Source organism: Haemophilus sp. HN_Hi08 (genome assembly GCF_049824455.1).
In the GTDB taxonomy this organism is placed as follows: domain Bacteria; phylum Pseudomonadota; class Gammaproteobacteria; order Enterobacterales; family Pasteurellaceae; genus Haemophilus; species Haemophilus influenzae_D.
Window position 1 is genome coordinate 557969 of sequence record NZ_CP187493.1, and the last position, 14630, is coordinate 572598.

At 36.4% G+C, this 14630-nt stretch carries 14 protein-coding genes; 5 read left to right on the forward strand and 9 right to left on the reverse strand.

The window, feature by feature from the left end; genetic code table 11:
• Nucleotides 1-13 precede the first annotated feature (13 nt).
• From nlpI to mltF, 3 genes are all read left to right on the forward strand, one after another.
• Nucleotides 14-946 carry a lipoprotein NlpI gene (gene nlpI / locus ACPT8O_RS02785; protein WP_021034402.1) on the forward strand — a complete coding sequence of 311 codons (933 nt, stop codon included), beginning with the start codon at nt 14-16 and terminating at the stop codon, nt 944-946.
• 178 nt (nt 947-1124) lie between these two features.
• Entirely contained in the window at nt 1125-2969 is a 1845-nt protein-coding gene (locus tag ACPT8O_RS02790; RefSeq protein ID WP_021034401.1) for a DEAD/DEAH box helicase, read from the forward strand.
• Between the two features lie 117 nt (nt 2970-3086).
• On the forward strand, nt 3087-4535 hold the full coding sequence (mltF, locus tag ACPT8O_RS02795) for a membrane-bound lytic murein transglycosylase MltF (RefSeq protein ID WP_021034400.1): 1449 nt from the start codon (nt 3087-3089) through the stop codon (nt 4533-4535).
• A 291-nt stretch (nt 4536-4826) separates the two neighbouring features.
• Here the strand turns inward: mltF and ACPT8O_RS02800 are convergent, their stop codons facing one another.
• The 3 genes from ACPT8O_RS02800 to arsC form a co-directional block, all read right to left on the reverse strand.
• Complete coding sequence (locus ACPT8O_RS02800) at nt 4827-5123, reverse strand: DUF5377 family protein (protein ID WP_021034398.1); 297 nt, start codon at nt 5121-5123, stop codon at nt 4827-4829.
• 19 nt (nt 5124-5142) lie between these two features.
• Nucleotides 5143-5388, reverse strand: a complete 246-nt coding sequence (locus ACPT8O_RS02805; protein ID WP_005686661.1) for an alternative ribosome-rescue factor A — start codon at nt 5386-5388, stop codon at nt 5143-5145.
• 67 nt (nt 5389-5455) lie between these two features.
• Nucleotides 5456-5806, reverse strand: coding sequence for an arsenate reductase (glutaredoxin) (gene arsC, locus ACPT8O_RS02810; RefSeq protein ID WP_005653416.1), 351 nt, complete (start codon nt 5804-5806; stop codon nt 5456-5458).
• A gap of 77 nt (nt 5807-5883) precedes the next feature.
• Between arsC and ACPT8O_RS02815 the strand changes: the two genes are divergently transcribed.
• Complete coding sequence (locus ACPT8O_RS02815) at nt 5884-6933, forward strand: AI-2E family transporter (RefSeq protein WP_006996235.1); 1050 nt, start codon at nt 5884-5886, stop codon at nt 6931-6933.
• Between the two features lie 113 nt (nt 6934-7046).
• On the opposite strand, the gene secF is transcribed toward ACPT8O_RS02815, so the two are convergent.
• From secF to ACPT8O_RS02840, 5 genes are all read right to left on the reverse strand, one after another.
• Nucleotides 7047-8021, reverse strand: a complete 975-nt coding sequence (gene secF, locus ACPT8O_RS02820; RefSeq protein WP_005656163.1) for a protein translocase subunit SecF — start codon at nt 8019-8021, stop codon at nt 7047-7049.
• 10 nt (nt 8022-8031) lie between these two features.
• Nucleotides 8032-9882: a protein translocase subunit SecD gene (secD, locus tag ACPT8O_RS02825; protein ID WP_021034396.1), complete on the reverse strand. Its 1851-nt coding sequence runs from the start codon at nt 9880-9882 to the stop codon at nt 8032-8034.
• Between the two features lie 69 nt (nt 9883-9951).
• Nucleotides 9952-10245, reverse strand: coding sequence for a preprotein translocase subunit YajC (gene yajC / locus ACPT8O_RS02830; protein WP_021034395.1), 294 nt, complete (start codon nt 10243-10245; stop codon nt 9952-9954).
• Between the two features lie 268 nt (nt 10246-10513).
• Nucleotides 10514-10885, reverse strand: coding sequence for a YadA-like family protein (locus ACPT8O_RS02835; RefSeq protein WP_021034394.1), 372 nt, complete (start codon nt 10883-10885; stop codon nt 10514-10516).
• Nucleotides 10886-11274: 389 nt separating this feature from the next.
• A complete protein-coding gene (locus tag ACPT8O_RS02840) occupies nt 11275-12330 on the reverse strand; it encodes a tRNA/rRNA methyltransferase (protein ID WP_021034393.1) in 1056 nt (351 codons plus the stop codon).
• Between the two features lie 146 nt (nt 12331-12476).
• Here ACPT8O_RS02840 and pssA point away from each other — a divergent pair, with 146 nt between their 5' ends.
• A complete protein-coding gene (gene pssA, locus ACPT8O_RS02845; RefSeq protein WP_021034392.1) occupies nt 12477-13844 on the forward strand; it encodes a CDP-diacylglycerol--serine O-phosphatidyltransferase in 1368 nt (455 codons plus the stop codon).
• 44 nt (nt 13845-13888) lie between these two features.
• Here the strand turns inward: pssA and fadR are convergent, their stop codons facing one another.
• A complete protein-coding gene (fadR, locus tag ACPT8O_RS02850) occupies nt 13889-14614 on the reverse strand; it encodes a fatty acid metabolism transcriptional regulator FadR (protein WP_021034391.1) in 726 nt (241 codons plus the stop codon).
• Nucleotides 14615-14630: the final 16 nt, after the last annotated feature.

Sequence of the window (14630 nt, forward strand, 5' to 3'; positions counted from 1 at the left end):
ATAAAGAAAGCAAATGTGGTGTTTTCGCTTATCTCGCCATTTTATAGTCTATTTATTTAGCTTATGTGCGATCTTACTCCTTGCAGGCTGTGTTCAGTCTAGGGGCGGTTTTGTGTCTAAAAATCATGTCGTGTTGGCTGAACAAAATCCGAATACTCACTTTGAACAAGAAGTGATGATCGTACGATTAAGCCAAGTACTACTCGTTGGAAAAATGAGTAATGAAGAACGTGCATCGCTACATTTTGAACGTGGCATACTCTATGATTCCCTTGGATTATGGGGACTTGCTCGTTACGATTTTACTCAAGCCCTTGCATTACAGCCGAAAATGGCTTCTGTGTACAATTACTTAGGGCTTTATTTATTGCTTGAAGAAGATTACGACGGCGCATTGGATGCTTTCAATACGGTGTTTGAATTAGATTCAGGTTATGACTATACCCACCTTAATCGTGGTTTAAATTTTTATTATGTAGGGCGTTACCCTCTTGCTCAGCAAGATTTCTTACAGTTCTACCAAGCCGATACAAAAGATCCCTATCGTGTCTTATGGCTATATTTGAACGAACAAAAATTAAAACCACAAGAAGCCCAAACAAACCTTGTTGAACGAGCAAAAGGGCTATCAGAGGACTTCTGGGGTACACATATCGTTCAATATTACTTAGGACACATCTCTGTAGAAGAATTACAACAACGTGCGAATGGATTTGCTGAAAATTCGCAACAATATGCTGAAATTCTTACAGAAACCTATTTTTATCTAGCAAAACAAAAACTCAATGTAGGGCTAGTAGATGAAGCGGCAGCTTTATTTAAACTAGCTATGGCAAATCAGGTTTATAACTTTGTTGAGTATCGTTTTGCCGCATTTGAACTAATGAAATTAAAACCGGTTCAAACAGAAGACGAAAAAGAAGAAAAAAGTGCGGTGGCAAAATAAGTACTTAGGGTAGGTATACCCTAAGTTATGCAAAGCGGTTCTCCTTTGGAGAACTGCTCTCCTCCAACGAGGCAGCACTAAAATTAGCCTAGAGTATATTTACCCTAGGACTACGTTTTAATAGCAACATAAACCCGAAAGCCCGTTGAGCTTTCCTTATTTATATTCGAGTATTTTAATGACTGACAAAATTACTTTTAATGACTTAGGCTTACCTGAGTTCATCTTAAAAGCTGTTTCTGACTTAGGTTTTGAAACCCCTTCTCCAATTCAACAAGCTTGTATCCCACATTTGCTCAGTGGCAATGATGTGCTAGGTATGGCACAAACGGGTAGTGGTAAAACCGCTGCTTTTGCACTGCCTTTATTAGCACAAATCGATCCAAGTGAAAAACATCCACAAATGTTAGTAATGGCACCTACTCGCGAACTTGCTATTCAAGTTGCCGATGCGTGCGAACAATTTGTTAAATATGCTCATGGCTCCCGCATTGTTACCCTATATGGCGGGCAACGTTATGACATCCAACTTCGTGCATTAAAACAAGGCGCACAAGTAGTTGTGGGTACACCTGGTCGTATTCTTGACCATATTCGTCGCGGCACATTAAATCTTTCTGAACTTCGTTTTATCGTATTAGATGAAGCCGATGAAATGCTACGTATGGGGTTCATTGATGATGTAGAAACCGTCATGGCTGAATTACCAGAAAATCATCAAACTGCGTTATTCTCTGCAACAATGCCTGAACCGATCCGTCGTATTACGAAACGTTTTATGAATGATCCGAAAGAAGTGAAGATCAAAGTTAATAACGAAAATGCTCCAGATATTGAGCAAAGTTGTTGGTATGTGCACGGCGTGCGTAAAAACGAAGCTCTTCTTCGTTTCTTAGAAGTGGAAGATTTTGATGCCGCAATTATTTTTGCTCGCACTAAAACTGGCACGTTAGACATTACAGAACTACTTGAAAAAAATGGTTTCCGTTCCGCCGCACTTAATGGCGATATGACACAACAATTACGCGAACAAACCCTCGATCGTTTACGTAACGGCAGTTTAGATATTGTAGTAGCAACCGATGTGGCTGCTCGTGGTATTGATATTGAACGTATCAGCCTTGTGGTAAACTACGACATTCCGCTGGATGCAGAATCTTATGTACATCGAATTGGCCGTACTGGTCGTGCAGGTCGTTCTGGTCGTGCTTTATTATTCGTTGAACCTCGTGAGCGTCGTTTACTTCGTAATATTGAACACCTAATGAAAAAAGGTATCAATGAAGTAGAATTGCCAAATCATCTTGTGTTACAAGAATGCCGCCGCAAAAAATTCGTTGCAAAAATTACGAAACAACTTGAGCATCACGATTTAGAACAATATCGTAGTTTATTAGAAGACTTATTCACAGCCGATCAAGATCAAGAAGATATTGCTGCAGCAATGTTAATGTTGTTACAAGGTAAACAAAAATTAATTCTTCCACCTGATCCGCCAATGGAAAAACGTCGTCGTGAACGTAATGAATGCGGTGATCGCCGTGAAAATCCACGTTCAGCTGAACGTCGTGGCGAACGTAAAGGCTACGGAAATCCACGACCAATGGATTTATATCGTATCGAAGTCGGTCGTGCAGATGGTGTAGAAGTTCGCCATATCGTTGGTGCAATTGCTAATGAAGGCGATATTAACAGCCGTTATATTGGTCATATTAAACTTTATGATGATTACACTACCGTTGAATTGCCACAAGGTATGCCGAAAGAATTATTGCAACAATTCGGAAAAACACGCGTATTGAATAAACAAATGCAAATGTCTTTCTTAGGCGCAGTAAAATCCGATAATTCCCGTGGCGGTGATGATTTTAACGGTAAACGTAAAGGCCGTGGGGGCGATTTCCGTGGAGAACGCGGACGTAATGAACGAAATGGTGACAATCGTGGAAATCGTAAATTTAATGAAAAAAGTAACCGCACTTTTAGCGACAAACCACGCCGTGATCGTAGATCATCATTCTAAAAATAAATAGTCTGATATTTTACATACGCTTAGCCTCTTGAACCTCAAGGGGCTTTTTATTGTCTATAGTGAAAGTTTTGGCTACAATCCCATAACTTTTTTATATAGGAAAAATCATTGAAAGGTCTTTTTTTACGTATTATTACTGCTCTAGCTTTATTATTTTGGGCTATTGATATGGTATTCCCATGGCAATTTTTACGTCATACTGAAGAAAATCATTATGCTGCAATTCAATCAAGGGAAGCACTTTATGTAGGTACAATAAATAACCAGATTTCTTATTTTACCAATAAAGATGGTGAACGAGGCTTTGAATATGAATTAGCCAAAGCATTTGCTGATTCACTAGGTGTAGAACTCGAAATGAAAACTTTCGATAATCAAGAGCAGTTATTTGATGAACTTGATAAACATAATATTGATTTAGCTGCCGCCCATCTTTTATACCATCCTAAAAATGCGGAACGTTTCCAAATAGGCCCAGCATATCATTCTGCTTCATGGCAATTAGCTTATCGAAAAAATGAAAATCGTCCTAAAAATTTAGGTAACGTAAAGAAAGATATTTATATCTCAAATAATTTAGCATTAGAAGAAACGTTAAAAGAATTACAAAAACAATATCCACAATTAACTTGGAAAAGAAATCAAACACTTACTCAAGAAGAACTATTACTACAACTGGCTGAAGGCAAAATTCCTTACGTTATTGCAAATTCTATTGATATTGCTGCAATGCAACAAATAAAACCAGAATTAGCCATTGCCTTTGATATTACTGATGAAGCAAACGTTCACTGGTATTTACCCAATAAATCCTACCACGATCTGCAAACGGCTTTACTCAATTTTATGAATAATGCCGAAGAAACGGGGCTTTTAGATAATTTAAAAGAAAAATATTTAGGACATATTTCACAATTTGATTACGTGGATACGCGTTCTTATATGAACGCAATTGAAAATACACTGCCACAATATTCACCGCTTTTTGAAAAATATCAGGGAGAATTAGATTGGCGGTTACTCGCAGCAGTGGCTTATCAAGAATCCCATTGGGATCCTCACGCAACATCGCCAACTGGCGTACGTGGCATAATGATGCTCACCAAAAATACCGCACAACATATGAAAATCAGTGATAGAACAAATCCTGAACAAAGTATTAAAGCAGGTTCGGAATATTTACACTGGTTGATTAGTCAGCTTCCTGAAGGCATTGAAAAGGAAGAAAAAATTTGGTTTGCCTTAGTTGCCTATAACATAGGACTCGGTCACTTAATTGACGCACGTCGTTTAACTCAAAATCTTGGAGGAAATCCAGATAATTGGCTCAATGTGAAAAAAAATCTGCCTTTATTAGCAGAAAAACGCTATTATTCCCAACTCAAATACGGCTATGCTAGGGGCTATGAAGCCTATCAATATGTAGAAAATATTCGCCGCTATATGAATAGCATCGTAAATTATCATCGAGTCCAAGAAAATCAAATAATAAATGATAATGCAAGCAACGAAAGTGCGGTTAAAAATTTAGAAGAAATAAAAGAAAATAAGGATTAATAAAATGTTAAAACGCAAAACTTTTCTTAAAAAGAAAGCTAATTTACAACAAAGTTCTTTATCACGAAATCTACGTTTAAGACGTTTAAAACACCGCAAACAAAAACAATTTTCGAGACATTCATTACAATTTGTGGTACAAGAAATTTGTTGTTAAGTAACCTATTTTTCTTATCAAAATAAATAAAAAAATAACCGCACTTTTTGATATAATTTATATCATTAAAGTGCGATCTTTGTTTTACAATAATCGTAAAATATAGTGTGAAATTTTATAGATTAATCAATATTTTATTCTGATTTTATCCCTAAGTTTCCAATTTTCACACCGACTAGACCAATAGATACGGGATCAAAATAATCCCCTAAAAATTTGAACAATTCATTTAACTCTGTAAAAGAACGTTGAATTTTTATTTGATCCTCCACTTTACGCACAAATTCATAGCGTATGTTATTTTCTTCAAAATAAGCCGTTAGGGTTAAATAAATCCTTTCAAAGAAATGGCTTTTTGCCCCCTCCTCTCCGGGATCACTAATACGCACATTCCACGTATTATTAAGTAGAATTTGAGGCTGTTTTGACATATTTTACTCCTTATTATTTTTAACCTAAGAAAAACCCGATTATAAAGTTTCTGTAATCAAAAAATTTATAATCGGGCTTTTCAAACATTTTCCCTGGGTGTTTCACTTTACGTTGGTAACTGCCTTTCCCTTTACGTTTTTTCTCAATACGCTGACGAAATAATTTATCGCCTAGCAATGCCATCACTGCATTATCTTTTATCACGCCTCGAGTATGCTGATAAACGGTTTCATTTTCAACCGCACTTTTTTGTTGCTTTGCCATAATTTTTCCTCAAAAAAGCCGCGGAAGGATTTCCACGGCGGGAGTATTATACTCGCAAACGTTTAAATTACAAAATCTCAAGTACAGTTTCTGGTGGACGCCCTATTTTAGCTTTATCGCCATTTATAACAATTGGGCGTTCAATAAGTGCTGAATGTTCACTCATGGCTTTTAATAATTCAGCTTGAGAGAGCTCTAAATTATCTAAATTTAAGCTTTTATATAAATCATCTTTCGTGCGCATCATTTGACGCACATCATCAATTCCTAATTTTTGAGCAATACTTTTTAATTCATCAATGGAATATTGCTTTTGTAAATAGAGTTCAATTATTGGCTGAATACCTTGATTTTCTAATAATGCTAGCGTTTCACGGCTTTTTGAGCAATGTGGGTTGTGATAAATAATAACAGACATAGGATTTCCTTTTAGTAGCTATAAACACTGTAAATTTTAACTTATAATGGCGAAAAATACTTATAGGAAAAGAAATTATGCTAGAAATGTTAAAAAGCTGGTACTCGCGCCGTTTAAGTGATCCGCAAGCGATGGGACTATTAGCAATATTATTATTTGGCTTTATCTCCATTTATTTTTTTGGAGATTTAATCGCGCCTTTGTTAATTGCTCTAGTACTATCCTATTTACTAGAAATGCCGATCAATTTTTTAAATCAATATTTAAAATGCCCAAGAATGTTAGCGACAATTCTTATTTTCGGTAGTTTTATTGGTCTAGCAGCAATTTTCTTTTTGGTATTGGTGCCAATGTTATGGAATCAAACTATTTCCTTATTAAGTGATTTGCCCGCTATGTTTAATAAATCTAATGAATGGCTACTCAATTTACCCAAAAATTATCCTGAACTTATTGATTATTCAATGGTTGATTCTATTTTCAATTCTGTGCGAGAAAAAATCCTTGGTTTTGGCGAATCTGCTGTAAAACTTTCTTTAGCCTCTATTATGAACTTGGTTTCTTTAGGGATTTATGCCTTTTTAGTGCCATTAATGATGTTTTTTATGTTGAAGGATAAATCAGAACTTTTACAAGGCGTGAGCCGTTTCTTACCGAAAAATAGAAACTTAGCTTTCAAAGTATGGAAAGAAATGCAACAGCAAATTTCTAATTACATTCACGGAAAATTATTAGAAATACTGATTGTCACTTTAATCACTTATATTATTTTCTTAATTTTCGGGCTAAATTATCCACTCTTATTGGCTTTTGCGGTGGGTCTTTCAGTTCTCGTCCCCTATATTGGCGCAGTTATTGTCACGATTCCTGTTGCATTGGTTGCTTTATTCCAGTTTGGAATCAGCCCAACATTTTGGTACATCATTATTGCTTTTGCTGTAAGCCAACTTTTAGATGGAAATCTCCTTGTGCCTTATTTATTTTCTGAAGCCGTCAATTTACATCCACTAATTATTATCATTTCAGTATTAATTTTTGGCGGTTTATGGGGATTTTGGGGTGTATTCTTTGCCATTCCTTTAGCCACTTTAGTAAAGGCCGTAATAAATGCCTTACCTCAAGATTAAATAATCTTTGAATTTTAAGTACTTTATTTAATTAGAGATTTATATAAATAAAAAATAGTTAATCGTAAATTTTCGATTAACTATTTTTTTAATTTATTCTAAAAGTAAATCAACTAAGGTAATTCATCAATTTCTTTATCTACTTTAGGCGGAATCATATGCTCACGACGTAAACCAACATCGTATGCAATGGCGATGGCAACAAAAATCGAGGAATAAGTACCAAATCCAATACCTACGAGTAAAGCGAGTGAAAAGTTATGAATGGAAGGACCACCAAAGAAGAACAATGCCATCACGACAACTAATGTAGTAACCGAAGTAATGATAGTTCTTGATAAAGTTTGCGTTAAAGAAATATCAATAATATCAATCGTATCCAATCGTCTAATTTTTCGGAAATTTTCACGAACCCGGTCAAATACCACAATACTATCGTTGATGGAGTAACCCACCACAGATAAAATCGCTGCGACAAAAGTAAGATCAATTTCAATTTGTAATGCAGAGAATACCCCTAGCGTAATAATGACGTCGTGCGCAAGAGAAGCGATACTGCCAAAGCCTAAACGCCATTCAAAACGTGACCCCACATAAATAAGCACCATTGCTAATGTCGCTAAAGTCGCATATACCGCACCTTGTGCTAATTCTTCACCAACATTTGGGCCAACGAACTCAATACTGCGAATTTGAATGTCTTTATCTACATTCTGTAGCATACTTTTGACGTGTTCACCAATGGTAGAATCATTATTACTTGCAGGTAAACGAATCATCACATCCTGAACCGATCCTGTGGTTTGAACAACTGGACTTTCAATTCCATTTTCGTGAAGTTTACTACGAATTTGTTCAAGGTTAGCGGACTGCGAGAAGTGAGTATCAAATACCACTCCACCAGTAAAATCTAAGCCCCAGTTAAATCCTTTGGTAATAATAAAAAATAGAGAAATTACCATTAAAAGTGCGGATAATATATAACCCCATTTACGCACTTTCATAAATTCAGTCAATGGGAACGGGAGCTTGATCCCATTGATTTCACGGATAAAATGCCCGTCTTTATCTTTTGTAAAAAGTTTCATCATTTCTCGCCTAAATTAATAATTTTTTAAGTTGTTTGCCGCCGTAAAGGGCATTAACTAATGCGCGAGTTCCAGTAATCGCGGTAAACATAGAAATCGCAACACCAAGTGAAAGCGTAATTGCAAAACCTTGAATTGGGCCTGTTCCAACCGCGTATAGAATAATTGCAGTTAAGATTGTGGTTAAGTTTGCGTCAAAAATAGAAGTAAATGCGCCGTTATAACCTTCATTAATGGCTTGCTGAATTGAACGACCATTACGAATTTCTTCTTTAATACGTTCAAAAATTAATACGTTCGCATCTACTGACATACCTAAAGTTAAAACGATACCCGCAATACCTGGCATTGAAAGCGTCGCTCCGGGTAAAATAGACATTAATCCCATAAGTAATACGATATTAATAACAAGTGCAAAACTTGCAATCACACCAAACATTTTGTAGTAAAACAACATAAAAGCAATAACCGCAACTAATCCCCAAAGGCTCGCATTAATCCCTTGTTCTACATTTTGCGCACCTAATGATGGGCCAATTGTTCGTTCTTCAACAATTTGAATTGGTGCAATTAATGCGCCAGATTTCAACAAGGTAGAAAGATTGTGCGCTTCGGCAATACTATCAACACCAGTAATTTGGAAATTAGAACCAAAACGCCCTTGAATTGTTGCAACATTAATGACTTCTTCATGCTTTTCTAAAATGGTTTTGCCATTTTCATCTTTTTTACCGTTATCTTTATATTCAACATAAAGCGTTGCCATTGGTTTTTTGTAATATTTTTTAGTGGTCTGAGACATAATCTCGCCACCTTCGCTATCCAAGGTTACACTTACTTGCGGCGTGCTTGAATGCTGATCTAAACCAGAGCTTGAATTAATAATATGCTCCCCACCTAATACCGCACGTTTAAATAATGCAACAGGATGACCTTGGCGATCATATTTAACTTCCGAATCAGCTGGTAACATATTACGAGAAATAGCATCGGCTGTAACATTTTGATTTACGATACGAAACTCAAGTGTTGCCGTTGCCCCTAAAATTTCTTTTGCACGTGCAGTGTCTTGAACACCTGGTAATTCAATCACAATACGCTCCGCACCTTGACGTTGAATTACTGCTTCTACAACCCCTAATTCAGCAACACGTTTACGTAAAATCGTTAAATTTTGCTCAATGGCTAAGTCGCGTGCTTCATTTAATGCTGCAGTAGATAGCCCTAAATTAATACTATCAGCATCAGGCTCAGTAATGTCTAATGTTGGATGCAATTGGCGAATAATTCGCTCAGCTTTAGCACGCTGGTTTACATTAGCTAAGGTTATCAACGTACCAAAATGCTCAGTATTTTTAATAGCAGTATATTGAATTTTTTCTTTACGAAGTTCGCCACGCAAACTGTCTTGTAACTGCTCTTGGCGTTTTACAAGTGCTGCATTCATATCCACTTCCATCAAAAAACGAACCCCACCGCGTAAATCTAATCCCCATTTCATTGGGTTAGCACCAAACATACTTAACCAAGCTGGAGTCGCAGGAGCAAGATTTAATGCAGTGGTGTAATTATTGCCAAGACGTTCAGCAATTTTATCTTTAGCGAGGAGTTGATCATCGGTATTAGTGAAACGAGCCAAAATTGAGCCGTTCTCAAGTACGACAGATTTGGTTGGAAGATTATTGGTTTTAAGCACATCTTGAACTTGTCCAAGCACGCTAGTATTCGCTTCTTGACCGCGCGTACCAGAAATTTGAACCGCAGGATCTTCACCATAAATATTTGGAAGAGAATATAAAATCCCGATGGCTACAATAAAAATCACCATCAAATTCTTCCATAATGGATAACGGTTTAACATAGTTTTCCTTTTCTTTTCTAACGCACAGAGCCACAATACGTGGCTCTGGAAAATAATTTAACGTTACTCTTAAAGTGATTTTAATGAACCTTTAGGAAGAACGCTCACAATGTAGTTACGATTAATCGTAATTTCTGTCGTGTCGTTTAATGCAATCACGATGCTATCACTACCTTCGGTTACTTTAGTAATTTTGCCGATTAAACCACCAGAAGTTAAAACTTCAGTACCCTTTGCAAGCTCAGACATCAATTTTTTATGTTCTTTATTGCGTTTAGCTTGTGGGCGATAAATCATAAAGTAAAAAATTAAACCGAAGATCACGAAAATAAATAGCGTGGAGATTGGGCTTTGTGCTTCCATTGTGTTTTCCTTATTAATTTAAGTTAAAAATTTTGCGTAAAATACCATAAATTGCTTCATTGGGAAAGGCGAACCATCCTCAATATTCACTGTTATATAAAATGACTGAAAATATTGATTGTTTATCGTTCATTTCTTGAACATCATTGAACTTATCAATGAAATATATACTGTGGAAAAATGATGATTGACAATATTATTTAATGGAGATTGAGTTTGAGCTTCTATAGAGAATATTTCTATTTCACTGATAAAAAACGCTTAATTATCATTCATAACCATAAGCAGCACCAAGCATAACATCTTTCTTACCAGACATATTAGATGCTCCGCTGAGTTTGATAATGTGTTTACCATTATCCGTCACGTGGGAGTATCCAACAACTAAGGCTTGTTCGCCGCGATAATGTATAGCCGCCGTACTGATGGTAGATTTACCATTAGTACGAGGTTGCGGCAATAGCTCCATTGCAGCAATGGCTGCACCACGACGACCTCGACGATCAATTTCATCAACTTTTGTCGCTTTTGAACCTAAACCTATCGCAGTTGCATTACTATCACTTGCTTCAGAATTTACACCTATAGCGGTAGATAGATTGCCTGTAGCTTTCGCATTATATCCCACTGCAGTACCCACATAACCTGCTTGTGCGTTGTTCCCAATGGCTGTACCACCAGCAGCATTTGTGCCAAATTTTTGTTCTAATTGGTAATTCGATTAATCAATGTGTTGTATTCTTCTTGTGTGAGAGTAACATTATCCTCCCACGCAGGCACACTTAAAACAGAAAAAAGAGAAAGGAAAATAAGAGAAATTTTCGCACTAAAGTGCGGTTGATTTTTGCTGTGTTTTGCTAAATTATGGCTGGCAGATTGTACATCATAAGTTAATTCCTTTTTGTTATATTTGTTTAAAAAATTTCATTGTTTCTTATAAAAAAGAAGACGCGAATTTTACTTAAACGCTCAACAAAAAGCTATAAAATAATTTATCGTGAGTATGTTTACTCACGATAAAACGAAGACTTATCTAAAATACCACTTCGCCAACAACACACCCGCATTCACCGCAATGTTTAGGCCTGATTTAATTGGGCTTGCGAGCGTTAAACGCACTTGTGTATCCTCTGGCGTCGCTAAACTTTCCGTAGAGCTTTCACTTAGCACAAAAACCACTTTATTTTTTAACCGCACTTTATCCAACGGTTCACCTTGTTTATTGTGCGATACGTGAATAATTTGATAGCCTGATTCACGCAATTGCATCAAAGCCGAATCAATATAATCCGTTTCTAGCACACGAATATATTCCGCACCGCCTTCTGCTACACGCATTGAGGCTGCCGAATACAGATTTTCCACATTATCAGCGACAATATTTTTCACGCCAAAATAAGCACAAGTACGCAATACGCCACCGATATTTTGTGCATTATTCACGTTGTCTAATAGCACTAAACAATCCTCGTTACGAGGAATATCCAAATATCCTTGCAACGTAAAAGCTCGCGGTTTCTTCACTAATAAGCAAATGCCACCGTGATGTTCTGTTCCGCTCACGCGAGCTAATTCTTCGCTATCTACAATATGATAAGCCTTTTTGTTTTCAGCTAAATAACTCAATACTTCGCCAATTTTGTGTGACATTTGTACGGTTGCCCACAATCGAACAATACTTTCAGGGCGTTCTGCAAATAAAGCTAAACAGGCATTTTCACCGTAAACCTTCATTTCTTCCGCACGGTTTTTCTTAATTTTTTCAGGCGCACGAGGAGAAAGTGCACCCGTTTTCTTTTCTTTTGTTTTATAAATCGTGCCCGTCGTTTTTATTGTCACTTGAACCTTAGGTTTTTCTACATTTTTATTTGATGGCGCACGAGATAAAGAAAGTTGCGTAATTTTAGTTTCTTTCACTTCTTGTTTATCACGAGAAAAACGAGATTTTTCGTTTCTATTTCCATTAAATTTATCATTAAAGTGCGGTCGATTTTGGCTTGGTTTTTCTCGATACTTTTCCCCCACTGAGCGTTTTTGAAAGGTTTTTCCTGCGGATTGAAAAGACGGTTTGCGTTTGTCGTTCATAGGATTTTCCTGAATTAAAATGGCTATTATTTAGCCAAAAAATGCTAAAATTTGTGAGCATTATAACGAAAAAAAGCCTTTTTTCTATTAATAAGCACGTGAAATATTGTAAACTAACGCACTAGTCTTTAATCACGAGATGGATTATGTTAATCAATAAAACCAAACGAGCTGAACAAAATTTAAATAATTTGCCATTCCTTGCTTTGCAAGCTGAGCAAATTGAATTTTTGGGTAGCCCGGCTGAATTTAAAACTCAAATTATTGAATTAATCAGAAACGCAAAAAAACGTATTTATGTCACCGCACTTTATTGGCAAAAAGATGAAGCGGGGCAGGAAATCCTTGATGAAATTTATCGCGTGAAGCAAGAAAATCCACATTTGGATGTAAAAATTCTCATAGATTGGCATCGCGCACAACGCAATTTATTAGGTGCGGAAAAATCTGCCACCAATGCAGATTGGTATTGCGAGCAACGCCAAACTTATCAGTTACCAGATGATCCAAATATGTTCTTTGGCGTGCCAATTAACACGCGCGAAGTTTTTGGTGTATTGCACGTTAAAGGCTTTGTATTTGATGATACGGTGCTGTATAGCGGTGCAAGCATTAATAATGTCTATCTTCATCAACTTGAAAAATATCGTTATGACCGCTATCAAAAAATCACTCATGCCGAATTAGCTGATTCGATGGTAAATTTCATCAATGATTACTTGTTAGATTTCAGTGCCGTTTATCCACTTGATGTGACCAACCGCCCTAGAACTAAAGAGATCCGCGGCAATATTCGCATTTATCGCAAAGACCTTGCTCAAAATGGAAAATATTCATTAAAAAGTGCGGTGAAATTACCAAATGTTTTAAGCGTATCGCCATTGTTTGGCTTAGGTGCATCGGGCAACGAATTAAATCAAGTGATTGAAGATTTATTCTTGCAAGTGCAAGAAAAATTGGTGATTTGTACGCCATACTTTAATTTCCCACGCACATTGCAACATAAAATAGCAACGTTGTTGGAAAATGGTAAACAAGTAGAAATTATTGTTGGCGATAAAGTCGCAAACGATTTTTATATTCCACCAGAACAACCATTTAAAATGGCGGGGACGTTACCTTATCTTTATGAAAGTAATCTTCGCCGTTTCTGTGAAAAATTTGAGACTCAAATTGAAAGAGGTCAGCTTGTGGTGCGTTTATGGCGTGACGGCGATAATACTTACCACTTAAAAGGTGTGTGGGTAGATGACCGTTATATTTTACTCACGGGCAATAATCTTAACCCTCGAGCATGGCGTTTGGATGCAGAAAATGGCTTATTAATTTACGATCCACAACAACAGCTTTTAGCCCAAGTGGAAAAAGAGCAAAACCAAATTCGCCAACATACAAAGGTATTAAAATATTACACTGAATTAGAAGAATTGAATCAATACCCAGAACCAGTGCAAAAACTTCTGAAAAAATTTGCACGGATTAAAGCAGATAAATTAGTGAAAATGATTCTGTAATTATAAGAAAAGTTTTATATTTTTTCTTAAATTCGCTTCCAGTATTAATCTGATAAATTCTGTGGTAATCGTTCAAGAATAGCTTTCCAATAGGTCGAAGAACGTAAATTATTTTTACGGATGCAATCCACTACTGCATCGGCATTTCCCTCAAGACAAATTTGTTGCATTTCTAAGTAAAATTGCTTTGTTAATTCACGGTGTGTTTTTTCTTTAAAAAATAACAATCCTATTCGCTGATAAACGCCTTTTAAACTATTGAAAATTAAACGATAAAAGGGTTTGTTGGCAACAACAGTGAATTGACGAAATAATTGGTAATCAAATTCTGTGTAATCTTGTGCTGTGTTTTGTAATTGCCCTAATTCAGCAAAAAGTGCGGCAGATTTTTGAGGAGAATTCTTTACGGCTTCATAAATGTAAGATTCCGACATTTTACTACGTAAAGACAGCATATTATCAATAATTAAGGGCGCGGATTGCATATCTAAAGCAATTAGGGTTTCAATAATATTCGGCCCAGCAGCATCCCAAATATTATTTACTTTAGTGGGTTTGCCGTGCTGAATTGTTAGCCAACCATCACGAGCCAAACGTTGTAAAACTTCACGTAAGGTAGTGCGAGTTACACCAATCTTATCGGCTAAATCACGTTCTGATGGTAAATTACTGCTCGCAGGAAAAACATCTTGCCAAATGCTTTTTACAATATATTCCTCTGCTAAAGCAGCTGGACTTTGGGCTTTTAAAATATCGTTATTGTTTTGCATTACAATTAAAAATCAG